Raw genomic sequence first — 25672 nt, 5'->3', positions numbered from 1 at the left:
AGAGTCAGGCGTCGGCGAGCAGGCCGAAGCGTTCGGCGTATTCCTGGGGGCTGACCGACAGGTGTTTGTGGAAGGTGCGGCGCAGGTTCTCCGGGTGGCCGAAGCCGCACAGCCGGGCGACCGTGCCGATGGACGCCTGGGCGTCCTGCAGCAGGGCGCGCGCAGCCTCCAGGCGCACTTTCTCGACATAGCGGCCCGGCGCCAGGCCCAGTTCGCTGATGAATACCCGCGAGAGCGTGCGCGGGCTCATGCACGCCTGTTCGGCCAGGGCTTCCAGCGAGAGATCGGCGCCAAGGTTGGCCGGGATCCATTCCAGCAACGCTGCCAGGCGCGGCGCGCGGACCGGCTCGGGAGTCAGCCAGGTGCTGAACTGCGCCTGGCCGCCGGGGCGTTTGAGGAACATCACCAGGCGCCGTGCGACAGCGAGGGCGATTGGCCGGCCAAGGTCGGCCTCGACCAATGCGAGGGCGAGGTCGATGCCGGCAGTGACACCGGCGGAGGTGAAGACGTGATCGTCGCCGTCGCGCCGGCTCGGGTCGTAGGTGTGCAGGCGGTCGCCCTGGACGTGCACCGAGGGATAGCACTCGCGCAGGTTGTCGACGTCCGCCCAGTGGGTGGTGGCGCTACGCCCGTCGAGCACGCCGGCGGCGGCCAGCAGCAGCGCACCCGAGCACACCGAGCCGAGGCGGCGCACTTCGCGCTCGGCGCTATGCAGCCAGGCGAGCAGGGCGGTGTTCCTGCGCTGTTCGGTGACGCCGGCGCCACCGGGGATCAGCAAGGTGTCGAGGCTGGAAAGGGGCGTCTCACGCCAGGCCGCATCGGCGTAAATGCGCAGGCCAGCGGAGGTAGGCACCGGGCCGGCTTGCTCGCCGAGCACGAGGATTTCATAGGCGGCAGGCAAGCCCTGGCGCTGGCGTTCGACATTCGCCGAGGCGAACACCTGCAGCGGCCCGGTGACGTCGAGGCTCATGACGTCCGGGTAGATCAGGCTGGCGATGCGGCGCGGCTTGTCCATGGTGGGGCTCCCTCGTTAATGGCGCGAGTGTGCGCCGGGCCGAGGGTGGCTTCAATGTCATATGCCCCACGGATCTTGCCAGGCAAACCCTGTGCCGGTATGCCAGGAACGGCGGAAACGAAAAAGCCCGGCGTTGGGCCGGGCTTTTCGTTGGGGATGCCGGAGCATCACTCGGGCATGTGCCATTCCTGCAGGCGGTAGCCGTCGCGATTCAGCTCCTCGCGGGCCTGAGTCAGCAGGTCGGCCAGGCGTGCTGGGTCGGAGTAGTCCGCGGAGGAAATGCGGGTCAAGCCGAGCAGGCGGGTACCGGTGCGGTCGACGACCGAGAGGTCGAGGCTGCCATCGCCGACCTGGTCGATCCAGGTGACGCATTGGAAGGGCTGGAAGGCTCGTCCGGTGATCAGCAGAGCCTCGTTGAAACGAAGGGGTGCGTTCATGGCGTTACACTCGCTGCGTGGTTCATCCATCGCTGTTAGGTGGGGCGGGACCGCGTGATCCGCCCGTTCGTACAGCCAATGGATGTTTGCAGCCACACGGAAAGTCACAGCCGTTGTCGCTTTTGTGAACAGAGTTGTCGCTAAAAAAACAGGAGGATTGCCGGCAATGTACCGGGCAATCCCCCTGCAGGGCTTCTACGACGCGGCTTGCGGCGCGGTCGCGGGGTGCGCCTATGCGTCGCAGCGGTTTTTCACGCCTGCATGGCCCAGCCTTCCACTGCCATCGCCGCCTGGCGCAGGGCCTCGGAGCGGGTCGGGTGCGGGTGGCAGGTGCGCGCCACGTCCTCGGAAGCGGCGGCGAACTCCATGGCCACGCAGAACTCGGCGATCATGTCGCCAACGTTCGGTCCGACCATGTGCACGCCGAGGATTTCGTCGCTGCGCTCGTCCGCCAGGACCTTCACGAAGCCTTCGGTCTCGTGGTTGATCTTCGCCCGGCTGTTGGCCGTGAAGGGGAACTTGCCGACCTTGTAGGCGCGGCCTTCGGCCTTGAGCTGTTCCTCGGTCTTGCCCACGGTGGCCACTTCCGGGGAGGTGTAGATGACGCCGGGGATGACGTCGTAGTTGACCTCGCCGGCCTTGCCGGCGATCAGCTCGGCCACCGCGACGGCTTCTTCCTCGGCCTTGTGCGCCAGCATCGGGCCGGCGGTGACGTCGCCGATCACCCAGACGCCCGGCACGCCGCTGCGCAGGTGCTCATTGGCGAGCATGCCGCGCTTGTCGACCTGCAGGCCGACGGTTTCCAGGCCGAGGCCTTGGGTGTAGGGGCGGCGGCCGATGGCGACCAGCACGTAGTCCGCTTCGATGGCTTCGGCGGCGCCGCCTGCGGCCGGCTCGACCTGCAGGCTGACCTGCTTCGCCGTGGCCTTGGCCTGGGTCACCTTGCTGCCCAGGCGGAACTTCATGCCCTGCTTGGTCAGGGCGCGCTGGAAGGTCTTCGCCGTCTCGTCGTCCATGCCCGGACAGATGCGGTCGAGGTATTCCAGGACAGTCACCTCGGCGCCCAGGCGGCGCCAGACCGAGCCCAGCTCCAGGCCGATCACCCCGGCGCCGATCACCACTAGGTGCTTGGGCACTTCCGGCAGCGAAAGGGCGCCGGTGGAGTCGAGGATGCGTTTGTTGTCGATGGTCACGCCCGGCAGCGGAGTAGGTTCGGAGCCGGTGGCGATGATCACGTCCTTCGCCGTGTGGCTGCTGCTGGAGCCGTCGGCGGCGCTGACCACCACCTTGCCCGGTCCGTCGAGGCGGCCCCAACCCTTGATCCACTCGACCTTGTTCTTGCGGAAGAGGAACTCCACGCCCTTGGTCAGCGCGGTCACGCTCTCGTCCTTCTGTTTCATCATCTGCGCCAGGTCCAGGCTCGGCGTGACCTGGATGCCGAGGCGGGCGAACTCGCCGCCGCTGGCCGCCTCGTACAGTTCGGAGGCGTGCAGCAGCGCCTTGGACGGCATGCATCCGACGTTCAGGCAGGTGCCGCCGAGGGTTTCGCGGCCCTCCACGCAGGCCACCTTCAGGCCCAGCTGGCCGGCGCGGATGGCGGCGTTGTAGCCGCCCGGACCGCCGCCGATGACGATGACGTCGTAATCGCTCATGGGAGTTCTCCAGGTTGAGGGGCGAATGCATCGAGGTTAGCGGGTGGCCGGCCATTGGCCAGGCGAGTCGCTGCTGTTTTTATTATGAGCATAATATAAGTGCTGCCGCCAAGCGCCTTCGATCGTCAGAGGCCGTGACAGCGGCTGCCCGGCGCAGGAAGATAGCGCCCTGTTTTTTTCGCAGTCCCGGGAGGACGCATGGACATTCGTTGCGACTTCGACAGCGGCAACATCCAGGTCATCGACGCCAGCAACCCGCAGAACGTGCGTCTGGCGCTGCGCCCCGACCTGAAGAGCCCGCATTTCCAGTGGTTCCACTTCCGCGCCGACGGCCTGCAGCCGGGCCAGCGCTATGAGTTCTGCCTGACCAACGCCGGGCAATCGAGCTACAAGGGCGGCTGGCCGGGCTACCGCGCGGTGGCTTCCTTCGACCAGCGCGACTGGTTCCGCGTACCCACTCGCTTCGACGAGGAAGGGCTGCACTTCAGCCTCGACGCCGAGCAGCCGCAGGCCTGGTTCGCCTATTTCGAGCCGTACAGCCGCGAGCGCCATGCCGCGCTGATCCGCACTGCCGTCGAGGAAGCCGGCGCCGAGCTGATCGCCACCGGCAAGAGCATCGAGGGGCGCGACATCGAGCTGCTGCGCGTCCGTCGCAACCCGCAGGCACAGCGCAAGCTCTGGCTGATCGCCCAGCAGCACCCCGGCGAGCACATGGCCGAGTGGTTCATGGAAGGGCTGATCGAGCGCCTGCGCCAGCGCGATGACGCGGAGCTCAACGGGCTGCTCGAACAGGCCGAGCTGTACCTGGTGCCGAACATGAACCCTGACGGCGCCTTCCGCGGCCATCTGCGTACCAATGCCGCAGGCACCGACCTCAACCGCGCCTGGCAGGCGCCAAGCGCCGAGGCGAGTCCGGAAGTGCTGTTCGTCCAGGAACAGATGCGCCAGTACGGCGTGGACCTGTTCCTCGACATACACGGCGATGAGGAGATCCCCTACGTCTTCGCCGCCGCCTGCGAGGGCAACCCCGGCTACAGCCCGCGTCAAGCGCATCTGGAGCAGGCATTCCGCGCGGGGCTGGAAGCGCGCGGCGAGTTCCAGAGCGTGCATGGCTATCCGCATGACGAGCCGGGCCAGGCGAACATGACGCTGGCCTGCAACTTCGTCGGCGAAACCTACCAGTGCCTGTCGTTGACCCTGGAAATGCCCTTCAAGGACCACGACCTGTCGCCCGATGCCCGCACCGGCTGGAGCGGCGCGCGGGCGAAGAAGCTGGCCGGCGCTGTGCTCTCGACCCTGGCGAGCCTGGTCGACGAACTGCGCTGAGGGGTGATGCCGCCGCGCGGTGCCGACTCCGACGGGGAGGGCATCGCCGGCGGAGGGGGCGTCACATCAAGGACATGCGGAGGCGCGCAATGGCCCCCGCTTCGCATCCACCCCTGCCTGTGGATGCAGGCCCATCGGCAACGCCGGAGAGGGCGCGCGGGCGGTCTGGCGCGCGGGATCCGGAGGGCCGCAATGCCCGTCGCTGACATCAGCTGGCCATTACGCGGATTATTAATCTGACTGTCATAAGAGAGTCACATTAAGAGCATTTAATGATCACGTCTTCCAACTGCTGGGGCGTTCCCAGCCTCCCTCCCATATTGAGGAATTGACGTGATGCTGCTTAGCAAAACCCGCTTGTCTGTGCTGCTGGCTTCCATGGCCCTGACCGGCCTGGCCCATGCCACCGATGTTACCGGCGCCGGCTCGAGCTTCGTCTATCCGGTCCTGTCCAAGTGGTCGCAGGAATACAGCAAGAGCTCCAGCAATCGCATCAACTACCAGTCGATCGGCTCCGGCGGCGGCATCGCCCAGATCAAGGCCGCTACCGTTGACTTCGGCGCCTCCGACGCCCCGCTGTCCGCCGACGACCTGAAAGCCGCTGGCCTGGGCCAGTTCCCGAGCGTGATCGGCGGCATCGTGCCGGTGGTCAACCTCGAAGGCGTCGCCCCGGGCAAACTGCGCCTGGACGGCGAAGTGCTTGGCAAGATCTTCATGGGCTCGATCACTGACTGGAACGACCCGGCCATCGCCGCGCTGAACCCGGACCTGAAGCTGCCGGCTGCCAAGATCACCGTCGTACACCGTTCGGACGGCTCGGGCACCTCCTTCAACTTCACCAACTACCTGTCCAAGGCCAGCGCCGAGTGGAAAGAAAAGGTCGGCTTCGGCACCACCGTACCCTGGCCGGTTGGCATGGGCGGCAAGGGTAACGAAGGCGTTTCCGCCTACGTGAAGCAGGTCAAGAACTCCATCGGCTACGTCGAGTACGCCTACGCCTTGCAGAACAAGATGTCCTACGCCTCGCTGAAGAACGCCGCCGGCAAGTTCGTCGAGCCGAACGCCAAGGCCTTCCAGGCTGCTGCCGACACTGCCGACTGGTCGAGCGCCAAGGACTTCAACCTGATCATGACCAACGCTCCGGGCGACAACGCGTGGCCGATCACCGCCACCACCTGGATCATCATGTACAAGCAACCGAAGAACGCTGAGCAGGCCGCTGCGGCCTTCCACTTCTTCAAGTGGTCCCTGGAGAACGGCCAGCAACAAGCCGCTTCCCTGGACTACGTCGCTCTGCCGAAGTCCCTGGTCGAGCGCATCGAAGGCTACTGGAAGTCGGACTTCGCTCGCTGATCGAGTGAATGACTTGGACCGCCGCCCGGGAGTGCACTCCTTGGCGGCGGTTCGCTTGCTTGGATGAACCGATGTCTACCCAATCCTCCCAGACCATGAGCATCGACAGTCTGCAGTCCGCCAAAGAGGCGGAGGACCGTGCCTTGCGCGACCAGCGCCACGACCGCTGGTTCCGCAATTCCATGTTCGGCGCCGCAGTCCTCGTACTGCTGCTGCTGGCCGGTGTCGCCGGCTCCACCCTCTGGGGCGGCAGCCTGGCCTTCACGACCTTTGGCCTGGACTTCCTCACCAGCACCAAATGGGATGCGGTGAACAACCAGTTTGGCGCCCTGGTACCGATCTACGGCACCCTGGTGACCTCCTTCCTCGCCCTGTTGATCGCCGTGCCGGTCAGTTTCGGCATCGCCATCTTCCTCACCGAGCTCGCGCCCACCTGGCTGCGCATGCCGGTGGCGGCCGCAGTCGAGTTGCTCGCCGGTATTCCGTCGATCATCTACGGCATGTGGGGCCTGTTCATCTTCGGCCCGTTCATGGCCGAGCACCTAGCGCCCGGGATCAACGATTACCTGGGCGCGTTGCCGTTGATCGGCGGCCTGTTCCAGGGCCCGCCGCTGGGCATCGGCATGCTCAGCGCCGGCATCGTCCTGGCGATCATGATCATTCCCTTCATCACTTCGGTGATGAACGAGGTGTTCCACAGCGTACCGACCACCCTCAAGGAGTCGGCCTACGCCCTGGGCAACACCACCTGGGAAGTGGTCTGGGACATCGTCCTGCCGTACACCCGCTCGGCGGTGGTCGGCGGCATCTTCCTCGGCCTCGGCCGCGCCCTTGGCGAAACCATGGCGGTGACCTTCGTGCTGGGCAACTCCCAGCAGTTCTCGGCATCGCTGATGATGCCCAGCTCGTCCATCGCCTCGGTGATCGCCAACGAGTTCAGTGAGGCCTACACCGACCTGCACCGCTCCTCGCTGATCGCCCTGGGCTTCCTGCTGTTCGTGGTCACCTTCGTCGTTCTCGCCGCGGCGCGCCTGATGCTGTTGCGCCTGTCCAAGAAGGAGGGCCTCTGATGAGCGGCAACGAAAGCCTTTACCGCATGCGTGCGCTGAAGAACAACATCGCGATGGTTCTCAGCTGCGGCGCTACCCTGTTCGGCCTGATGTGGCTGGCGTGGATCCTGCTGACCACCATCAGCCACGGTGTCAGCGCGCTGAACCTCGACCTGTTCACCAAGATGACTCCGCCGCCGGGCACCGAGGGTGGCCTGGCCAACGCCTTCTACGGCAGTGCGCTGATGAGCCTGCTGGCGCTGCTGATCGGCACGCCGATCGGCCTGATGGCCGGCATCTGGCTGGCTGAATACGCCCGCCACACCCGCATGGGCATGGTGGTGCGCTTCATCAACGACATCCTGCTGTCGGCGCCGTCGATCGTACTGGGTCTGTTCGTCTATACCAGCGTGATCCTGCCGCTGAACTACCTCAGCGACCATCGCATCGGCTTCTCCGCCATTGCCGGCGCCCTGGCCCTGGCGCTGCTGGTGATCCCGGTGGTGGTGCGGACCACCGACGAGATGCTCCAGCTGCAGCCGACCACCATGCGCGAAGCCGCGCTGGCCCTCGGCGTGCCGCAATGGAAGCTGACCCTGCAGATCATCCTGCGCGCCGCTCGCGCCGGGGTGGTCACCGGCATCCTGCTGGCGCTGGCGCGCATCACCGGCGAAACCGCGCCGCTGCTGTTCACCGCCTTCGGCAACCAGTTCTGGAGCAGCGACCTGCTCAAACCCATGGCCAACGTACCGGTAGTGATCTTCCAGTACGCCATGAGCCCCTTCGACGACTGGCACGCCCTCGCCTGGGCCGGTGCCTTGGTGCTGACGCTCTTCGTACTGATGCTCAGCCTGACCTCCCGTCTCATCCTCTTGCGCAATAGGGCATCCTGATGACCAGCATGACCAACCCCATTACCGCCGAACGCACCAAGATCAAGGTTCGCGACCTGGAGTTCTTCTACGGTGAACACCGCTCCCTGAAGTCCATCAACATGGACATCCCGGAGAAGTGCATCACCGCGATCATCGGCCCGTCCGGCTGCGGCAAGTCGACCCTGCTGCGCATCTTCAACCGCATCTACTCCCTGTACCCGAAGCAGGAAGCGCGCGGCGAGGTGATCCTCAACGGCGAGAACATCCTGGCCCCCGGTTACTCCATGAACCGCCTGCGCAGCCAGGTCGGCATGGTGTTCCAAAAGCCGGTGCCGTTCCCGATGACCATCTACGAGAACATCGCCTACGCCATTCGCCACCACGAGAAAGTCTCGCGCCGCGAGATGGACGATCGCGTCGAGCAGGCCCTGCGCGGCGCGGCCCTGTGGGACGAGGTGAAGGACAAGCTGAAGAACAACGCCCAGGGCCTCTCCGGCGGCCAGCAGCAGCGTCTGTGCATCGCCCGCACCATCGCGCTGAAGCCGCAGGTGCTGCTGCTCGACGAACCGACCTCGGCGCTGGACCCGATCTCCACCGGGCGCATCGAGCAGCTGATCACCGAGCTCAAGCAGGAGTTCACCGTGGTCATCGTGACCCACAACATGCAGCAGGCCGCGCGTTGCTCGGACTACACCGCCTTCATGTTCCTCGGCGACCTGATCGAGTTCGGTGACACCGACACGCTGTTCACCAAGCCGGCCAAGGAGCAGACCGAGGACTACATCACCGGCCGCTTCGGCTGATCGATAGGTCTTCGGCAGACGCCCGCCCCGGAGCGATCCGGGGCGGGCGTTTTCGTACCTGCGCCTGGCAGCTGCGTGCCGGCTCCGGCAATCGCCGGCCGCTGGGCGGCAAGGATTTGCCGCTTGCCGCCTGGCCGCCCCGCGTCGGACAAGGCCCTGTTAACTGGTGTGTTTCTTGCCTGATACGAGGTTTCCATCGTGCCGGGAGTGCCGTCCGTGAACATCATCAGTGGTCTGAGTGCGCTGAACCTCGCCGGCAAGGTGGTGCGCGGCGTCGTCGCCGGCGCCAGCGAGTTCGCCAGCCTGCTGGCCGAGGCCGGCAGCGCCGCGGATAGCCGCGCGACGAGCGGTACGAGCGGCGCTTCGGCCGGCGCGGTAGCATCCTCCGCCTCGGCCGCCAGCGACACCGGCGGCGCCCTGGACGATTTCCTCGCCTACATGAAGCTCAGCCCCGGCGAAAAGCTGCGCTACGGCGTCATGAAGGAGATGAACGTCACCCAGGACCAGCTCGACGCCATGTCGCCCGCGGATCGGGAGAAGGTCGAGAACGAGATCGCCCAGCGCATCAGGGAAAAGATCAAGCTGCAGGCCGACGCCGGCAGCCAGCCGGTCGCTCCCACTGCCACTCCGGTGGCCCTGATGCAGATGTACAGCGGTGAACGAAAACAGCCTTCCTTCGATTTGTTCGGTTGACCCCGCCAAGGCGTTGCGCCTGGCGCTGGCCCGTTCGCGCCGGGTGCAGCCGTGTATCAAGGCCGATACGACTTGCTACAGGGTGCCGACAGCAACCCTGAAAGCCCTGCCGTAGACTCGGTCGTCCGCAATAGCCCCGTTCCCGCGTAGCCAGATGTCGTCTTCCGCCTCCCACAGCAAATTCATCGGCCAGGTGCCCACGCACCTGATCCAGCAGGCCGTGCCGAAGAAGTTCGGGCGCGGCTGGCGTGCCGATTTCAACGTCGCCGCCTGGCTCCACCTGGCCGGCACCGGCGACCAGCCAGTGACCCTGAAGCTCAGCTACCAGGACGGCGAACAGACCCGCGAGCAGCTAATCGACCGCGGTCGCCCGGCCTTCAACCAGCGCATCCTGCTGTGCGGCGTCGCCCGCCTGGAATACACCCACGGCATCGATGGCATGAGCCTGTCGCTGCTCAGCGACACCCCCATCCCGAGCCTGATGGTCGACGAACTCTTCGTTCAGGCCGTGGAATTGCGCAGTGCCGGCACGCTCAAGCACAAGCGTCGCTGAAACGCCGATTCATCCGAAGGAGTGATACGCGCCATCCGGTCGATCGGGTGAAATGCGGGCTGGCGTTCATTCGTCCGCACCTCGCCAACCACTCCTGCCAGGATCAGCCATGCCCATCGACCCGACCCAGTTGCAGTCCTACACCCAGTTCCGTGGCATCGACATTCCGCTGCTCGACCACCTGAATTTCCGCTACCAGCCGGCGGGGGAGGATGGCGGCGACGGCCACCTGGTGCTTCGGGTGGAGCGCGAGCATCTCAACGGCTGGAACAATGCCCACGGCGGCGTGCTCATGAGCCTGCTCGACGTTGCCATGGCGCTGGCCTGCAGCCACGCCGACGAGCAGGGTCGCGGCTGTGTGACCGTCGAGATGAAGACCAGCTTCCTCCGGCCGGGCGGCGATGTCGGCGAAGTCCTCGAAGCCTTCGGCAGCGTGCGCCATCGCACGCGCTCCATCGCCTTCTGCGAGGCGGAGGTGCGCAATGCCGCCGGCGAGACGGTGGCGACGGCCTCGGGCACCTTCAAGTACCAGAACAAGCCGCGTCCGCTGGCCGACGCCTGAGCCAGGCGCTCCTACAGTCGTCCGGTATTCACCAACCGCTCTGGCTCGCAGGTTTTCGTGCGTTCACAAGCGCATTTGTCATGATTTTGTCATCAGGCGTCACTACATTTTTCCGTCATCAAACTGTCACCTCCGAGTGACGGCGCCATTGACGGCCCAACCTTTCCTGCCTGCGATGATCATGCTGCTGAACGACAAGACCCTGCCCCAGCGAATTCGCCGTGAATCCCTCGACGATCTCGACGAAGCGCTCGAACTGGAGTGGCAGGACCTCTACGACCTGGACGGTCTGCCCACCGGCACCCTGGATGATTTCGAGACGCGCCTGGCGCGCCAGCGCTACTTCCGCGAGCTGTTCCGCCTGCAAGGCGAGCTGGTGAAGCTGCAGAGCTGGGTGGTGAAGAGCGGGCACAAGGTGGTGATTCTTTTCGAAGGCCGCGACGCCGCCGGCAAGGGCGGGGTCATCAAACGCATCACCCAGCGCCTCAACCCGCGCGTGTGCCGGGTCGCCGCGCTGCCCGCGCCGAACGACCGCGAGCAGACCCAGTGGTACTTCCAGCGCTACGTCTCGCACCTGCCGGCGGCGGGGGAGATCGTGCTGTTCGACCGCAGCTGGTACAACCGCGCCGGGGTCGAGCGGGTGATGGGCTTTTGCAGCGACGAGCAGTACGAGGAGTTCTTCCGCAGCGTGCCGGAGTTCGAGCGCATGCTGGCGCGTTCGGGCATCCAGCTGATCAAGTACTGGTTCTCGATCAGCGACGACGAGCAGCACCTGCGCTTCCTCAGCCGCATCCACGACCCGCTCAAGCAGTGGAAGCTCAGCCCCATGGACCTGGAGTCGCGGCGGCGCTGGGAGGCCTACACCAAGGCCAAGGAAATCATGCTCGAACGCACCCACATACCCGAGGCGCGCTGGTGGGTGGTGCAGGCCGACGACAAGAAGCGCGCACGGCTGAACTGCATCCATCACCTGCTCGGGCAGATTCCCTACGAGGACATCGAGCATCCGGCGGTGCAGCTGCCGGCACGGCAGCGAAACGCCGATTACGTGCGCATCCCGACGCCGCGGGAAATGCTGGTGCCGGAGGTTTATTGATCGCCCGTAGGATGGCGTTGAGCGCAGCGAAACCCATCGATCACAGCGTACAACCGCTAACGGTTGTACGCCCTACGGTTTGCACGCTTTGCCTTCGTACTGGTAGCCGTGCAGCTTGTATTCCTTGCCGTTCCAGCGTTCCACCGGGAAGCAGAAGCCCGGCCCGCCCACTTCGATATCCGGCCAGCCGCCGACGCCCTTGCTGCCCAGGATGGTCACCATGCCGGTGCCGCCGGTCACCAGCTTCCAGCTGCCGTCGGCCTGTTTGCTGACGAGTCGATATCCCGCGCCCGTCGCGCCGTTGCAATTGGTCCCGCCTTCGCTGATGAGCGCCTCGGGGCGTCCGTCGCCATTGAAATCCGCCACCTGGTCGAGGCTCGCCGGGGTATAGGACGGGCTGCCATCGTCGCAATCGCTGCGCCAATCCTTGCCCTTGAGGGTGAACCCTGCGGCCTTGAAGGCTGCGCTGCTATCGGCGGGGGTGAGATGCATGGCCGCCGTGGCGACGAGCGGCAAGGCGACGAGCAACATACACGCGAATCGGGGGTGGGTAGGGGACATGCTGTGACCTCCGGCAAAGGTGGCGGAAACACCGGGGCAGGACGGCCGGACGAGCCGCGGAAGCGGGGCGCGGATAGCGCCGGGCGGTTGCCGAAGTCTAGGTCAGTGCTGCGCAGCCGATGAACTGCGCGGTCGACGCCGGGCACTCGACTACGCTTGGCGCATGGACATCCGGATCGAACAGATCGATGGTGATCCGCCCGTATGGAAGGTCTTCCTGGGGACGTTCTTCATCGTGTGCAACAGCGAAGAAGAGGCCGTCGCCTGTCTGGAGACGGCCCGCCAGTACGTGTCCAGCCATCCGGGGGTGCAATGTTTCCTGCCGCATCCGCCCGCCATCTCGCCGCCTGCCGATGGGCGCCTGTTCCCGCGCCGCGAGCACCTGCCACTGGGCTCGGAAACGGCGAGCAGCGATTCTTCGGAAAACTGAGCCACTTATTGCAGCGACTGGCTTAGCTTGCGCAGCTGCTCTGCCTGCTGCTGCAGATCGACGACCACCTGCAGGATCAGCTCGGAGTCGTCCTGGGCCTGGCCGTAGGTTGCGTAGAGCAGGGTGCTGGCGGCGCGTTCGTTGCGCTCGGAGACGGTCAGCAGGGTGTCTTTCAGGGTCTTGGTCAGCAGTTCGACATACATGGTTGAGCTCTCCGGTTCAGTGATCGTCATTCTCCGGCGGACTGCCTGAACGCCACCTGACCAAACACTGAACCGGCGCTGAACCTGCCGGCATTTGCTGCGCAGTGACGGGAAAGTCTGCGATTTACGCATAACACGTGTCTCGTCGCCGACTTCTTGCGTCTATCTGGCGCCTTTTCCGCGGACTCCGCTCAATCCCGTTCCGGCCAGCCCGGAGCATTCAAGGAATGCCATGACCGACGTCGTCGATCTCTTCGATATCCAGTACCTGTGGAACCTGTTGGCGGTGCTCTGGTTCCTGCTCTGCTGGGTGGGCTACACCCGCTATGCAAGCTGGAAGGCACGCGACACCGCCTGCCTGGCCAGCGTGTTGCACCTGTATCGCGAGGACTGGATGCGCCGCCTGCTGCTGCGCGACAACCGCGTGGCCGACGCCAGCGTGATCGGCAACCTGGAGCGCAACGCCTCGTTCTTCGCCTCCAGCACCCTGATCATCATCGCCGGCGTGCTCACCCTGCTGGGCTCGGCGGAGCGCACCCTGTCGGTGCTGAACGACCTGCCGTTCGTCATGCCGCCGACCCGCGGCCTGTCCGAGCTGAAGTTGCTGTGCCTCGCGGTGCTGTTCGTCTACGCCTTCTTCACCTTCAGCTGGTGCATGCGCCAGTACAACTTCGCCGCGGTACTGGTGGGCTCGGCGCCGCTGATCGGCGAACGGCATGTCGGCGAGCTGGAGCGCAAGGCCTTCGCCGAACGCGCCGCGCGGGTGGTTTCGATGGCGGCGCACCAGTTCAACCAGGGCCTGCGTTCCTACTATTTCGGCCTGGGGATGCTGGCCTGGTTCATCAACCCCTGGCTGTTCATGCTGGTCAGTGCCGGCGTGGTCGGCGTCCTCTACCAGCGCGAGTTCCATTCCGACGTGCTCAAGGTGATGGTCTACACGCCGACCCTGACGCCGGCTCCGTTGCACTCGCCGACAGGTGAGGCAGTAAAAGACAACTGCTGAGAACGACAAGGCCCGCATCACAGACTGTGTGAAAACCTAGCCGTCTGAGCACAAGCCAAAGACAATGCCCGTATCGATCGATACGGGCATTTTCGTTCATGGGCTATATCCGTGGTGAAGGCCGTGATCAGGGCAGCTTGTTTCCAGTGTCGCTGGATGAGTGGGTTCCCGAAGAACATCTGGTCCGCGTGATCTAGGCCTACGTGGCGCGGTTGGATTTGCAGCGACTGGGCTTCAGCAAGGCGCAGGCGAGCAAGGTTGGACGCCCGGCCTATGATCCGGCCGACTTACTACGGAAATGGCCCTGGCAGTACAGGCCTACAACCTCAAGCGCGCGATCCAGGTGCTCGGTGCTCGGCGCCTGATCGAGTTGATGGGCTGATCCCTCCGAAAAACAAACGCCCCGAACCAGTCGGGGCGTTTGTTTTGCCTTGCTCACAGCGTGTTTTCACACGGCCTGTGATGCGGGCCTAGTGCGTCACGGGTGGAGCTTACTGCTGCTTCGGCTCCTCGCCGGCCGGGGCCGGAGTGCTCGGGGCCGGGGCGGCCGGAGCGGCTTCGTTGGCCGGCGGGGTGGTCGGCGCGGCAGCCGGGGCGCTTGGTTGCTCAGCGGCCGGTGGAGCCTTGGGCTCCTCTTTCTTGTTGCAACCGGCGAGGGTCAGGCCGGCGGCCAGCAGCAGAGCAACGGTAAGGGTCTTTTTCATCGTGGAGCCTCCTTGTGCGGCATTCCTGGGACGTGCAGCTTGGAGTTGAGACTTGTCTTAGAAGTTCCATGTAAGGTTGCGCCAAGCCGGTGATTTATCGCTGCTGCGACTCCTGGCAGCGGAGTATGATGCGCGCTTCAGCAAACCAGCGACCCGATCCTCATGAGCGAAACCCTCCTTCTAGAGCGCGTCGAGCGCTTTCTCGCGGTGCTGCGCCATTGCCAGGTGCTGGGCATCAGCGCACACGCGGCTGACGCCAAGGGGCTGACCCTGCGCCTGCCCTACAGCGAGGCCATCGTCGGCAACCCGGAAACCGGCGTGATCCACGGCGGCGCCATCACCACCCTGATGGACACCACCTGCGGCATCTCCACGCTCTGCGTGCTGCCGGAGTTCGAGATCTGCCCGACCCTGGACCTGCGCATCGACTACATGCACCCGGCGGAGCCGCACAAGGATGTCTTCGGCTTCGCCGAGTGCTACCGCGTCACGCCGAACATCATTTTCACCCGCGGTATCGCCTACCAGGACGATCCCGAGCAGCCCATCGCCCACGTGGTCGGCACCTTCATGCGCCTGGGCAAGAGCGTGGGTGCGCGGACGGCGGAGAAGGGGGCGGGCGCATGAGCACGTCGAGTTTCGAACAGCTGATACTCCAGTGCCGGCAGAACAGCGACTTCGCGCCGCTGCTGGAAAGCATTCCCTACGCCCGGCTCATCGGCATGCGCTGCCTGCAGTTGGGCGAGGACGTGATCTTCCACCTGCCTGCCGCCCGCGACAACATCGGCAACCCGACCCTGCCGGCGCTGCATGGCGGCGTGATCGCCGGCTTCATGGAACATGCGGCGATGCTGCACCTGCTGATGTTCATGGACATGCCGCATCTGCCGAAGATCATCGACTTCTCCATCGACTACCTGCGCGCCGGGCACTTCCGCGATACCTACGCGCAGTGCCAGGTCTGGCGCCAGGGCCGGCGGGTGACCAACGTCGCCATCAGCGCCTGGCAGACCACCCGCGGCGAGCCCATCGCCACCGCCCGCGCGCACTTCAAGGTCGACGGCGCCTGAGCCGGGCGGGAGCGCTCCGATGGATACGCTGCTGATCCTCGCCGGCCTGCTGCTGATCCTCGCCGGCTACGTCTGGCTGATCATTCTCGCCTTCGAACGCGGTCCGCTGTGGGGCCTGGCGTGCGTGCTGCCGCCGCTGGCTCCGTTGTTCCTCGCGCGCCACTGGGATTACGGGCGCAAGGCCGTGGTGCTCGGCGCGCTGGGCGGCATTCCGCTGGTGGTCGGCCTGGCCATGCTCGCCAGCCATGACGGCGCGCGCCTGGAAGCCATCCTGCGCCTGCAATGGCTGCGCAGCGAAACGGTGGTGCCGGACCTGGCCATCGCCCTGCGCGGCGAACTCGACGGCAAACCCTTCGCGCCGCAGCAGGCGGAATTGATCGACGGCGTATTGAGCCTGCGCGAGGGCGATGACTTCTACGCCCGCCGCGAATTGCAGATTCGCCTGCGCCAGCCGGTTACGGGCGCACTGCGCCTGGACGTGCTGCCGGAAGACAAGGGCCCGTTGCCCGACGTGGAAATCAGCTGGCTGGCGCCGGACAGCGACCTGCCCGAGGCCCGCCGCCTGAACCATGGCTACAGCCTGCACCTGGACCTGCAGCCGGAGGCGCCGAACCGCCTGCGCGGGGTCTTCCACCTGGTGCTGCCCACCGAGTACCGGACTTCCCTGACCGGCGAGGTCGAGCTCTATACCGACCGCCTGCGCTACCGCAACGGCGTGGTGGATACCCACTACGACTCGCTCGATACGCTGGCCTACGTGGCGCGCGACTATCTCGAGCGGCGCTTCCCGGACAACGTCGTGGCGCTGTCGCCCTTGCCGCACGTCGACCTGCAGCGTCATGAGCTGGCGCTGCCAGTGGCTTTCACCCTGGATGGTCGCGCCGAACAGCTGGAATTGTCGTTGCAGCGCAGCGAAAACCGTGGCTGGGCGGTGCGCGACGATCACTATCCCAAGCGTTCTACGCACCCGGCGGCGAGCAAACCGGCCGAGCCGACGACTGCGGTCCGCGCGCCGGCGCCCCGTCCGGCCTATGGCCTGTTGCCGATCGAGCGCCTGCAGGCCGATCCGCAACGCTTCATCAACCGCAGCATGCGCGTGACCACCGAGAGCGGGCGCAGCGCCCAGGGCATCTTCACCGGCCTCGACCAGGAAGGTCGGCTGGTCATCCGTCAGGTTCTCAGCGGCCCGGGAGAGGTCAGCTACAGCCTGCGTCCCGACGAAATAGTCCAGGTCGAACTCCTCGCCCCTTGATCGTGCCGATGGCAAGCCCTTGAAAAGGCAAAGGAAGCCCCCATCTCGCTGACATCCGCCGTTCGATGCGGCTTTTGTCATCCTCGGAGCGAGAACCAATGAGCGTGGAGACTCAAAAAGAGACCCTGGGCTTCCAGACCGAAGTGAAGCAACTGCTTCACCTGATGATCCATTCCCTGTATTCGAACAAGGAAATCTTCCTCCGCGAGCTGATTTCCAACGCCTCCGACGCGGCCGACAAGCTGCGTTTCGAAGCCCTGGCCAAGCCGGAGCTGCTCGAAGGCGGCGCGGAGCTGAAGATCCGCGTGAGCTTCGACAAGGACGCCAAGACCGTCACCCTCGAAGACAACGGCATCGGCATGAGCCGCGAGGAAGTGATCGCGCACCTGGGCACCATCGCCAAGTCCGGCACCGCCGACTTCCTGAAGAACCTGTCGGGCGACCAGAAGAAGGATTCGCACCTGATCGGCCAGTTCGGCGTGGGCTTCTACAGCGCCTTCATCGTCGCCGACAAGGTAGACGTCTTTACCCGTCGCGCCGGCGCTTCGGCAGCCGAGGGCGTGCACTGGTCGTCGAAAGGCGAGGGTGACTTCGAAGTCGCCACCGTCGAGAAGGCTGACCGCGGCACCCGCATCGTCCTGCACCTGAAGAGCGGCGAAGAAGAGTTCGCCGACGGCTGGCGCCTGCGCAACGTCATCAAGAAATACTCCGACCACATCGCCCTGCCCATCGAGCTGCCGAAAGAGCATTACGGTGAGGACAAGCCGGCCGAAGTCGAGTGGGAAGTGGTCAACCGCGCCAGCGCCCTCTGGACCCGTCCGCGCACCGAGATCAAGGACGAGGAATACCAGGAGTTCTACAAGCACATCGCGCATGACTTCGAGAACCCGCTGAGCTGGAGCCACAACAAGGTCGAAGGGAAGCTGGAATACACCTCGCTGCTCTACGTGCCGGGCCGCGCGCCGTTCGACCTGTACCACCGCGAAGCTCCGCGTGGCCTGAAGCTGTACGTGCAGCGCGTGTTCATCATGGACCAGGCCGAGCAGTTCCTGCCGCTGTACCTGCGCTTCATCAAGGGCGTTGTCGACTCCAACGACCTGTCGCTGAACGTCTCCCGCGAGATCCTGCAGTCCGGCCCGGTCGTCGACTCGATGAAGTCGGCGCTGACCAAGCGCGTGCTGGACATGCTGGAGAAGTTGGCGAGCAGCGACGCCGAGGCCTACAAGGGCTTCTGGAAGAACTTCGGCCAGGTGCTCAAGGAAGGCCCGGCGGAAGACTTCGCCAACAAGGAGAAGATCGCCGGCCTGCTGCGCTTCGCTTCCACCAGCGACGAATCCGGCGAGCAGAGTGTGTCGCTGGCCGACTACCTGGGTCGCATGAAGGAAGGCCAGGACAAGATCTACTACCTTACCGGCGAAAGCTTCGCCCAGGTGAAGAACAGCCCGCACCTGGAGGTCTTCCGCAAGAAGGGCATCGAGGTTCTGCTGCTCACCGACCGCATCGACGAGTGGCTGATGAGCTACCTGTCGGATTTCGACGGCAAGCAGTTCGTCGACGTCGCCCGCGGCGACCTGGACCTGGGCAGCCTGGACTCGGAAGAGGACAAGAAGGCCCAGGAAGAAATCGCCAAGGCCAAAGAGGGCCTGGTTGAGCGCCTGAAGACCGCGCTGGGTGACGAAGTCGCCGAAGTGCGTGTCTCGCACCGCCTGACCGATTCCCCGGCGATCCTTGCCATCGGCGAGGCCGACCTCGGCCTGCAGATGCGCCAGATCCTCGAGGCCAGCGGGCAGAAGGTTCCGGAGTCCAAGCCGATCTTCGAGTTCAACCCGGCCCACCCGCTGATCGAGAAGCTCGATGCCGAGCCCGACGAAGACCGCTTCGGCGAGCTGGCACGCATTCTCTTCGACCAGGCCGCGCTGGCCGCTGGCGACAGCCTCAAGGACCCGGCCGCCTACGTACGGCGTCTGAACAAGCTGCTGGTGGAACTTTCCGCCTAAGCGAGTAACCTCCCACAAAGCCCGCTACTGCGGGCTTTGTGCTTTTCCTACCCCCACTCAAGGAAATCACCGATGAGTCAGATCAGCGTCCAGCCCGTCGCCTACGAAGTCGATGGTGTTTCTTTCGAAGGTCAGCTCGTATTCGATGCCTCCAGCAGCGTGCAGCGTCCCGGCCTGCTGATGGCGCCGAACTGGATGGGCGTCAGCCAGGGCGCGCTGGACGTCGCCCGTCAGGTCGCTGGCCACGGTTACGTGGTGCTGGTGGCCGATCTCTACGGCAAGGATGTGCGCCCCAACGGCCCGGACCAGGCCGGCGCCGCCATGATGCCGCTGAAGAACGACCGCGCCCTGCTGCGTAAGCGCATGCAGGCCGCCTTCAAGACCCTGCAGGCGCAAGCCGGAAAAGTACCGCTCGACACCACCAAGCTGGCCAGTTTCGGCTTCTGCTTCGGCGGCTGCTGCGCGCTGGAACTGGCCCGTGACGGCGCGCCGCTGGCGGCTGCGGTGTCCTTCCACGGCACCCTGGATACGCCGAACCCGGCCGATGCGAAGAACATCAAGGGCGCTGTGCTGGTGCTCGACGGTGCTTCCGACCCACTGGTGCCGCGTGACTCCCTGCCGGCCTTCGCCAAGGAAATGACCGACGCCGGCGTGGATTGGGCGCTGACCAGCTATGGCGGCGCGGTGCACTCCTTCACCGACCCGCATGCCCAGGTGCCGGGCATGATGCAGTACGACGCCAAGATCGCCCGCCGGGCCTTCCAGGCGATGTTCGACCTGTTCGACGAGCGTTTCGGCGAGTAAGGCGGCTGCTGTGCAAAAGCCCGGCTCAGGCCGGGCTTTTTCATTTCTGTGCACCCCGCGCACAAACCACCCCTGTATGAGCGAGCTTGCTCGCGAACGACGTGTCCCGGATGCACGGGCATCTCGGGACGACTCTGTCCCTTCCTGTAGGAGCGGATTTATCCGCGAAGGTCCTTGCGCCACTTCATCCATGTAGGAGCGCGCCATGCGCGCGATTCGCGGCCATGGGCCGCTCCTACAGGGGAGCGCCGTGCCGTGCGGTTCGCGCGCAAGCTCGCTCCTACGAAAAGCTCTGCTTGCGGCAGCAACGAAAAAGCCCCGCACTGGGCGGGGCCTTTCGAGGCAGCGCCGATCAGGCGCTGCGGCGGCGGAACAGCGGCTGCGGCTGGCTCACCGAGGTCTGGTAGACCTCGCTGAAGTCGTCCAGGCTGGCCAGCGCGTCATGCGGGTCGCGGTCGGCGCGGATGGCGTAGGCGTCGAAACCGCAGCTCTGCATGAAGAACAGCTGGTCGCGCAGTACGTCGCCGATGGCGCGCACTTCGCCCTTGTAGCCGAAGCGCTCGCGCAGCAGGCGCGCCGTGCTGAAACCACGGCCGTCGGTGAAGGCCGGGAAGTTCACCGCGATCACCTGGAACTTGTCCAGGTCGCCGGCGATGGCTTCCGGTTCCTCGTCCGCGTCCAGCCATACGCCCAGGCCGCCGTCGCGGCCGCGCAGGGCGGCGCCGTGCTCGAGCCACAGGTTCAGCGGGATGATCACGTCGTCGCTGTTGGGCACGCTTTCCAGGGTCGCGTCCTTGGGCAGCAGGTGCCAGCGGTCGTCGACCACTTCGCGGTGCTTAATGATTCGCTGCATATACGCGCTCCTTGAAGGGATCGATGCCGATACGGCGGTAGGTATCGAGGAAGCGTTCCTCTTCGGTGCGCTGTTCGACGTAGACGTTGATGATCTTCTCGATCACGTCGGCCATCTGCTCCTGGGCGAACGACGGGCCGAGGATCTGCGCGAGGCTCGCGTCACGGCTGGCGCTGCCGCCGAGGGAAACCTGGTAGAACTCCTCACCCTTCTTGTCCACGCCGAGGATGCCGATGTGGCCGACGTGGTGGTGGCCGCAGGCGTTCATGCAGCCGGAGATGTTCAGGTCGATGTCGCCGATGTCGAACAGGTAGTCCAGGTCCTCGAAGCGACGCTGGATGGCTTCGGCCACCGGGATCGACTTGGCGTTGGCCAGGGAGCAGAAGTCGCCGCCCGGGCAGCAGATGATGTCGGTCAGCAGGCCCACGTTCGGGGTGGCGAAGCCTTGCTCGCGCAGTTCGCCCCAGAGGGTGAACAGCTGCGCCTGCTCGACGTCGGCGAGGATGATGTTCTGGTTATGGCTGTTGCGCACTTCGCCGAAGCTGTAGCGATCGGCCAGGTCGGCGACAGCGTCCAGCTGCTTGTCGGTGATGTCGCCAGGCGCCACGCCGGTGGGCTTGAGCGACAGGGTCACGGCGACGTAGCCGGGCTTCTTGTGGGCGAAGGTGTTGCGCTGGCGCCAGCGGGCGAAGCCGGGGTTCTCGGCGTCGAGCTGGGCGAGGGCGGCATCCTGGTCTTCCAGGGCCTTGTAGGCCGGGTCGACGAAGTGCGCGGCCACGCGCTGCACTTCGGCTTCGGTCAGGGTGCTTGGGCCGTCCTTCAGGTGCGCCCACTCGGCGTCGACCTTCTGGGCGAAGACTTCCGGGGTCAGCGCCTTGACCAGGATCTTGATGCGCGCCTTGTACTTGTTGTCGCGACGGCCATAGCGGTTGTACACGCGCAGGATGGCGTCGAGGTACGACAGCAGGTGTTGCCACGGCAGGAATTCATTGATGAAGCTGCCGACGATCGGGGTACGGCCCAGGCCACCGCCGACGGAAACGCGGAAGCCAAGCTCACCGGCAGCGTTCTGCACCGCTTCCAGGCCGATGTCGTGCACCTCGATGGCGGCGCGGTCGCTCACGGCGCCGTTGACGGCGATCTTGAACTTGCGCGGCAGGTGGGCGAATTCGGGGTGGAAGGTCGACCACTGGCGGATGATCTCGCACCAGGGGCGCGGATCGACGAGCTCGTCGCGGGCGACGCCGGCGAACTGGTCGGTGGTGGTGTTGCGGATGCAGTTGCCGCTGGTCTGGATCGCGTGCATCTGCACGGTGGCCAGCTCGGCGAGGATTTCCGGTACGTCTTCCAGCTCCGGCCAGTTGTATTGCACGTTCTGGCGGGTGCTGATGTGGGCGTAGCCCTTGTCGTAGTCGCGGGCGATCTGCGCCAGCTTGCGTACCTGCACCGAGGAGAGCAGGCCGTAGGGCACGGCGACGCGCAGCATGGGCGCGTATCGCTGGATATAGAGGCCGTTCTGCAGACGCAGCGGGCGGAATTCCTCGCCGGTCAGTTCGCCCGCCAGGTAGCGGCGGGTCTGATCGCGGAACTGCTTGACGCGATCCTCTACGATCCGCTGATCGTATTCGTCATATACGTACATGAAATTTCCTGCTGTCAGGCTATAGCGCTCGGGCGTACTGCGCTTCCAAGCGCGCACGGCAACGCGCTCCACGCGGAGTGGGGCGCACGATACCAGTCAGGGAATATTCGTAAAAGTGAAGTTTGAGTATATGGCGAGAACTTTCTGATCTAAGCGGCGGCTCCAGGCGAACCGCCGCTGCGACGGCGCCAGGCGGGCAGGGCGATGCGCCCGCCCGGCGGTGGTTCAGGCGTCGCGGCCGTGGGCCTGGGCGCCCAGCTGAGCGGTATCGACGCGGACGAAAATGGAGTCGCCGATTGCAGTCAGCACATCGTCGGCATACACCTCGCAGATGATCCGGGTCTTGCGCCCAAGATCGCCGTCCACCCGTGCGCGCAGGGTCAGTGGCACGCCCATCGGGGTCGGCTTGATGAACTTGATGCCGAGGTTGCCGGTGACGCAGTCCGGGCGCGGCAGGCTGCCCGGCTCGCGGCCTTCGGAACGGTAGTGGTGGGCCATGGCGGTCCAGTTCGAGTGGCAGTCCACCAGCATGGCGATCAGGCCGCCGTAGACCAGCTCCGGCCAGCCCGTGTACTTGGCCTCGGGCAGGTGCTTGGCCATGACGTGGATGCCGTCCTCGTGCCAGTAGCTCTTGATGTGCAGGCCATGGGGGTTGGCGCCGCCGCAGCCGTAGCAGATGCCTTCGGGCGCGGCGCTGTCTTGCAGGGAAAGAGAGTCCATCGGGATGCCTTGTCGCAGTCGGGGAACCGCCCCAGCCTAGCGGGTTTGCCGGGCCGGCAGAAGGGCGCGGCGCGCCTTGTAGCGATCGCCGGGCTGGTCTTAACTGCTGGTGGGTCCACCGACAACAGCAAGAAAAAGAGGGGGAGAAATGAGCGAAGAGTCCCACAACGACAACCGCGACAGCGTCATCGACGCCCGCGCCGCTTTCATCCTGATCCTGCTGGTGGTCGCCACCGCGGTGTACTGGGTCAGCCATCAGTAAGTCGCTGCCCGCCCCGTTGGTCAGGGGCGGGGGCTTTCAATAGAGGCAAATGGCTATACTTCGGCGGTTGTGACTGTCGGGGTAGGGCAAGTGAGTTTTCTGCGTAAATCCTGGGTGTTGGTCGCCGGCCTGTTGCTCTCCATGGGCTGCCAGGCGGCTTCGGTGGTCTTTCTCAACCCCGGGCGCGCCAACGAAACGTTCTGGGTCAGCTACACGCAATTCATGCAGGCCGCGGCGAGCGACCTGGGTATGTCGCTGCAGGTGCGCTACGGCGAACGCGATACCCAGAAGATGCTTCGCGAAGCCCGCGAAGTGCTGCAGGGGACGCAGCGTCCCGACTACCTGATCTTCGTCAACGAGAACTACGCCGGCCCGGAAATCCTGCGCCTATCGGTGGGCAGCGGTGTGCGCCTGTTCGCCGTGAACAGCACCCTGACCGCCGACCAGCAGCGCATCGCCGGCGCCAGCCGCGGGCGCTACCCGAACTGGATCGGCAGCCTGGTGGCCGACGACGAAGCGGCCGGCTACCTGATGGCCAAGGCGTTGCTGCGCCAGGGTGAAGCGAGCGGGGCACCGCTGCAGATGCTGGCGTTCTCCGGCAGCAAGCAGACACCCGCCTCGCAGTTCCGCGAGCAAGGCATGCGCCGGGCGCTGGCGGAGTATCCGCAGGCGCGGCTGTTGCAGTTGGTCTATGCCGGCTGGGCCAACGAGCGGGCCTACGAGCAGGGCTTGCAGCTGCTCAAGCGCTACCCGCAGACGCGGCTGGTCTGGTCGGCGAACGATGAGATGGCCTTCGGTGCCATGCGCGCGGCCAAGCAGCTCGGCCGCGTGCCGGGCAAGGACCTGCTGTTCAGTGCGCTGAACAACTCCCCGGAGATGCTCGACAGCACTGTCGATGGCCGCGTAAGCGTGGCGGCTACCGGCCACTTCAGCCTCGGTGCCTGGGCGATGGTGTTGCTGCATGACTACGATGCCGGAGTCGACTTCGCTACCCACGGCGGCAAGGATCGGCAGATACCGATCTTCGTTCTGCTCGACCGTCGCCAGGCCGCACGCATGAAGGCCAATCTCGCGCGCCCGGGCTTCGGTATCGACTTCCGCGACTTCAGCCTGGCGCTGCATCCGGAGCGCAAGCGCTATGAGTTCTCGGTGCAGCCCCTGCTGCGCTAGGTTCAGACCCCGGCGAGGTGCAGCACCAGCTGCACCAGCCCATAGAGCAGCACGACGAAGATCAGGGTGAAGGCGATGCCCAGCAGGATGAAGTGGCTGGGTTTGCCGTAGGTGAAGTCGCGGGTGCGGTTCTTCCCACTCTGCACGCCGAAGGCGGCGGCGAGCACGCTTTGCAGCATCTGCCAGAAGCTCGGCGGTTTGTTCTGCGAATCGTCGTTCATGAAAGCCCCTCCTGCCTGCGGGCAAGCATAGACCCGCTCAGAGTTCGATTTCGGTCCATTGGCGCTTCTGCCACATCACCGCGAAGATCGCCGACGCCAGGCCGCGCTGCAGGATCTGCATGCTCCAGATCGCCAGCAGGCCGCCGCCGAGCACCGGGCCGACCAGATAGGCCAGCGGCAGGAAGAACAGCCACTGGTTGCCCAGGCTGACCGCCATCACGGTGCGCGTGGCGCCGGCGCCGAGCAGGGCCTGGGTGAGCACCAGGGCGGTGGCGTCTATCACCATGCCCAGTCCGGTCAGGGTCAGCGGCACGCGGCCCAGCTCGATCAGCGACGGGTCGCTGACGAACAGCCGCAGGATCGCCTCGGGGAACATCCAGAACGGTGTCCCGAGCAACGCCAGCCCGCACGCGGCGACCTTCACCACGTCCCAGCCCCAGCGGTGCGCGCTGTCGAAGTCGCGCTCGCCCATGCATTGGCTGACCAGGGTGGTCGCCGCCATGCCCAGGCCTATTCCGGGCAGGATCAGGAACAGCGCCAGGTTGATCAGCACGTGGGCCACCGCCAGCTCGCGGGTGCCGACCTGGCCGATGATCCAGAACAAAAAGGTGATGCCGGCGGCGAAGAAGAATTGTTGCAGCGAGTTGGGCAGCGACAGGCGCAGCATCACGCGGACGTCGCGCTCGCTGGGCCGTCGGGTGAGGAAACCGTGGCCGCGGGCGTCGCGCCAGGTGATCCAGGCGTAGATCGCCGAGCCCAGGTAAAGCGCCAGCGTGGTGCCCAGGCCGCTGCCGATGGCGCCCATCTGCGGCAGGCCGAACAGGCCGTGGATCAGGCTGTAGCTGATGCCGGCGTTGGCCAGGTGCATGACCACCAGGGTGCGCATGTACATGCCCGAGCGGCGCGTGCCGTTCCAGTAGCCGCGGAAGGAGAAGTTCAGGCCCACCGCCAGCACCGAGAGCGCGCGCCACTCGAAGTAGGGCACGCCGATGTCGAGCACCTGCGGGTCGCTCGACAGCAACCGCACTATGGGGTGGGCAAACAGCAGGCAGATCAGGCTGATGGGTACGGCCAGTCCGAGGGACACCAGCAGGCCGCAATTGAGCGGGCTGGCCAGGTCATCGATACGCCCTTCGCCACGGCGACGCGCGACCATGGCCTGGACGCCTGCACCCAGGCCCATGACGAGGGAGATGGCGACGAAGTTCGCGTAACTGCCGATGCCCACGCCGGCCAGCGACTTCTCGCCCAGGTGGCCGACCATGGCGGCATCCACCAGGTTGAGCAGGCTCTGGCTAAGCATTCCGCCGATGATCGGCAGACCCAGGCTGAGAATGTTCTGAAGGCGCTGGCGCTCTAGCATGGC

28 protein-coding genes and 1 pseudogene are annotated in these 25672 nt (G+C 65.4%); 18 read left to right on the top strand and 11 right to left on the bottom strand.

The window, feature by feature from the left end:
* Positions 1-4: 4 nt before the first annotated feature.
* The 3 genes from PKB_RS17195 to lpdA form a co-directional block, all read right to left on the bottom strand.
* A complete protein-coding gene (locus tag PKB_RS17195) occupies positions 5-1015 on the bottom strand; it encodes a GlxA family transcriptional regulator (protein WP_043253329.1) in 1011 nt (336 codons plus the stop codon).
* A 167-nt stretch (positions 1016-1182) separates the two neighbouring features.
* A complete protein-coding gene (locus PKB_RS17190; protein WP_043253328.1) occupies positions 1183-1452 on the bottom strand; it encodes a hypothetical protein in 270 nt (89 codons plus the stop codon).
* A gap of 251 nt (positions 1453-1703) precedes the next feature.
* Positions 1704-3104, bottom strand: coding sequence for a dihydrolipoyl dehydrogenase (lpdA, locus tag PKB_RS17185; RefSeq protein ID WP_043253327.1), 1401 nt, complete (start codon positions 3102-3104; stop codon positions 1704-1706).
* Positions 3105-3302: 198 nt separating this feature from the next.
* Here lpdA and PKB_RS17180 point away from each other — a divergent pair, with 198 nt between their 5' ends.
* The 9 genes from PKB_RS17180 (at position 3303) to ppk2 (ending at position 11414) form a co-directional block, all read left to right on the top strand.
* Positions 3303-4430: a M14 family metallopeptidase gene (locus tag PKB_RS17180; protein WP_043253326.1), complete on the top strand. Its 1128-nt coding sequence runs from the start codon at positions 3303-3305 to the stop codon at positions 4428-4430.
* A gap of 336 nt (positions 4431-4766) precedes the next feature.
* A complete protein-coding gene (gene pstS / locus PKB_RS17175) occupies positions 4767-5783 on the top strand; it encodes a phosphate ABC transporter substrate-binding protein PstS (RefSeq protein WP_084166666.1) in 1017 nt (338 codons plus the stop codon).
* Between the two features lie 95 nt (positions 5784-5878).
* Complete coding sequence (gene pstC, locus PKB_RS17170) at positions 5879-6853, top strand: phosphate ABC transporter permease subunit PstC (RefSeq protein WP_167333394.1); 975 nt, start codon at positions 5879-5881, stop codon at positions 6851-6853.
* Positions 6853-7725: a phosphate ABC transporter permease PstA gene (gene pstA, locus PKB_RS17165; RefSeq protein ID WP_043253323.1), complete on the top strand. Its 873-nt coding sequence runs from the start codon at positions 6853-6855 to the stop codon at positions 7723-7725. Before pstC ends, pstA begins: the two co-directional genes overlap by 1 nt.
* An 8-nt stretch (positions 7726-7733) precedes the next feature.
* Complete coding sequence (gene pstB, locus PKB_RS17160; protein ID WP_043257466.1) at positions 7734-8510, top strand: phosphate ABC transporter ATP-binding protein PstB; 777 nt, start codon at positions 7734-7736, stop codon at positions 8508-8510.
* A 216-nt stretch (positions 8511-8726) separates the two neighbouring features.
* Positions 8727-9203 carry a hypothetical protein gene (locus PKB_RS28790; RefSeq protein WP_052355315.1) on the top strand — a complete coding sequence of 159 codons (477 nt, stop codon included), beginning with the start codon at positions 8727-8729 and terminating at the stop codon, positions 9201-9203.
* A 154-nt stretch (positions 9204-9357) separates the two neighbouring features.
* Positions 9358-9756, top strand: coding sequence for a hypothetical protein (locus tag PKB_RS17150; RefSeq protein WP_043253322.1), 399 nt, complete (start codon positions 9358-9360; stop codon positions 9754-9756).
* A gap of 109 nt (positions 9757-9865) precedes the next feature.
* Positions 9866-10318, top strand: coding sequence for a PaaI family thioesterase (locus tag PKB_RS17145; RefSeq protein ID WP_052355314.1), 453 nt, complete (start codon positions 9866-9868; stop codon positions 10316-10318).
* A gap of 181 nt (positions 10319-10499) precedes the next feature.
* On the top strand, positions 10500-11414 hold the full coding sequence (gene ppk2 / locus PKB_RS17140) for a polyphosphate kinase 2 (protein ID WP_043257460.1): 915 nt from the start codon (positions 10500-10502) through the stop codon (positions 11412-11414).
* A 72-nt stretch (positions 11415-11486) separates the two neighbouring features.
* Here ppk2 and PKB_RS17135 read toward each other — a convergent pair whose 3' ends face one another.
* Entirely contained in the window at positions 11487-11945 is a 459-nt protein-coding gene (locus PKB_RS17135) for a hypothetical protein (protein WP_084166665.1), read from the bottom strand.
* 193 nt (positions 11946-12138) lie between these two features.
* Between PKB_RS17135 and PKB_RS17130 the strand changes: the two genes are divergently transcribed.
* The gene (locus PKB_RS17130; protein ID WP_043253320.1) at positions 12139-12405 is read left to right on the top strand and encodes a hypothetical protein; all 267 of its coding nucleotides are present in this window, start codon (positions 12139-12141) and stop codon (positions 12403-12405) included.
* Between the two features lie 5 nt (positions 12406-12410).
* On the opposite strand, the gene PKB_RS17125 is transcribed toward PKB_RS17130, so the two are convergent.
* On the bottom strand, positions 12411-12608 hold the full coding sequence (locus tag PKB_RS17125) for a hypothetical protein (protein WP_043253319.1): 198 nt from the start codon (positions 12606-12608) through the stop codon (positions 12411-12413).
* Positions 12609-12840: 232 nt separating this feature from the next.
* Between PKB_RS17125 and PKB_RS17120 the strand changes: the two genes are divergently transcribed.
* Both PKB_RS17120 and PKB_RS30170 read left to right on the top strand, forming a co-directional pair.
* A complete protein-coding gene (locus PKB_RS17120; protein WP_052355313.1) occupies positions 12841-13611 on the top strand; it encodes a DUF599 domain-containing protein in 771 nt (256 codons plus the stop codon).
* 98 nt (positions 13612-13709) lie between these two features.
* Positions 13710-13949, top strand: a pseudogene (locus PKB_RS30170) (transposase); the annotation flags it as partial.
* A 153-nt stretch (positions 13950-14102) separates the two neighbouring features.
* On the opposite strand, the gene PKB_RS17115 reads toward PKB_RS30170, so the two are convergent.
* The gene (locus PKB_RS17115) at positions 14103-14315 is read right to left on the bottom strand and encodes a hypothetical protein (RefSeq protein WP_043253318.1); all 213 of its coding nucleotides are present in this window, start codon (positions 14313-14315) and stop codon (positions 14103-14105) included.
* 162 nt (positions 14316-14477) lie between these two features.
* Between PKB_RS17115 and PKB_RS17110 the strand changes: the two genes are divergently transcribed.
* The 5 genes from PKB_RS17110 to PKB_RS17090 all read left to right on the top strand — a co-directional run bounded on the left by PKB_RS17110 (position 14478) and on the right by PKB_RS17090 (position 19438).
* A complete protein-coding gene (locus tag PKB_RS17110; protein WP_043253317.1) occupies positions 14478-14942 on the top strand; it encodes a PaaI family thioesterase in 465 nt (154 codons plus the stop codon).
* On the top strand, positions 14939-15385 hold the full coding sequence (locus PKB_RS17105) for a PaaI family thioesterase (RefSeq protein ID WP_043253316.1): 447 nt from the start codon (positions 14939-14941) through the stop codon (positions 15383-15385). Before PKB_RS17110 ends, PKB_RS17105 begins: the two co-directional genes overlap by 4 nt.
* Positions 15386-15404: 19 nt before the next feature.
* The gene (locus PKB_RS17100; protein WP_043253315.1) at positions 15405-16637 is read left to right on the top strand and encodes an LSm family protein; all 1233 of its coding nucleotides are present in this window, start codon (positions 15405-15407) and stop codon (positions 16635-16637) included.
* Between the two features lie 98 nt (positions 16638-16735).
* A complete protein-coding gene (gene htpG / locus PKB_RS17095; protein WP_043253314.1) occupies positions 16736-18634 on the top strand; it encodes a molecular chaperone HtpG in 1899 nt (632 codons plus the stop codon).
* Positions 18635-18706: 72 nt separating this feature from the next.
* Complete coding sequence (locus PKB_RS17090) at positions 18707-19438, top strand: dienelactone hydrolase family protein (protein ID WP_043253313.1); 732 nt, start codon at positions 18707-18709, stop codon at positions 19436-19438.
* Between the two features lie 352 nt (positions 19439-19790).
* Here PKB_RS17090 and PKB_RS17085 read toward each other — a convergent pair whose 3' ends face one another.
* From PKB_RS17085 to PKB_RS17075, 3 genes are all read right to left on the bottom strand, one after another.
* Positions 19791-20291, bottom strand: coding sequence for a DUF934 domain-containing protein (locus tag PKB_RS17085; protein WP_043253312.1), 501 nt, complete (start codon positions 20289-20291; stop codon positions 19791-19793).
* Entirely contained in the window at positions 20275-21933 is a 1659-nt protein-coding gene (locus PKB_RS17080) for a nitrite/sulfite reductase (protein ID WP_043253311.1), read from the bottom strand. The genes PKB_RS17085 and PKB_RS17080 overlap by 17 nt, the downstream gene beginning before the upstream one ends.
* A gap of 225 nt (positions 21934-22158) precedes the next feature.
* Entirely contained in the window at positions 22159-22653 is a 495-nt protein-coding gene (locus PKB_RS17075) for a PaaI family thioesterase (RefSeq protein ID WP_043253310.1), read from the bottom strand.
* A 403-nt stretch (positions 22654-23056) separates the two neighbouring features.
* On the opposite strand from PKB_RS17075, the gene PKB_RS17070 reads away from it, so the two are divergent.
* Positions 23057-24085, top strand: a complete 1029-nt coding sequence (locus PKB_RS17070; RefSeq protein ID WP_052355453.1) for an ABC transporter substrate-binding protein — start codon at positions 23057-23059, stop codon at positions 24083-24085.
* A gap of 2 nt (positions 24086-24087) precedes the next feature.
* Here PKB_RS17070 and PKB_RS17065 read toward each other — a convergent pair whose 3' ends face one another.
* Together PKB_RS17065 and PKB_RS17060 are read right to left on the bottom strand one after the other, a co-directional pair.
* Complete coding sequence (locus PKB_RS17065; RefSeq protein ID WP_043253308.1) at positions 24088-24306, bottom strand: DUF2970 domain-containing protein; 219 nt, start codon at positions 24304-24306, stop codon at positions 24088-24090.
* A gap of 37 nt (positions 24307-24343) precedes the next feature.
* Positions 24344-25669 carry an MATE family efflux transporter gene (locus PKB_RS17060; RefSeq protein ID WP_043253307.1) on the bottom strand — a complete coding sequence of 442 codons (1326 nt, stop codon included), beginning with the start codon at positions 25667-25669 and terminating at the stop codon, positions 24344-24346.
* Between the last annotated feature and the right edge of the window lie 3 nt (positions 25670-25672).

Origin of the sequence: Pseudomonas knackmussii B13, from assembly GCF_000689415.1 — a bacterium.
Lineage (GTDB): Bacteria > Pseudomonadota > Gammaproteobacteria > Pseudomonadales > Pseudomonadaceae > Pseudomonas > Pseudomonas knackmussii.
Note: the sequence above shows the minus strand (reverse complement) of the source record. Positions and strands in the feature narration are given on the sequence as shown.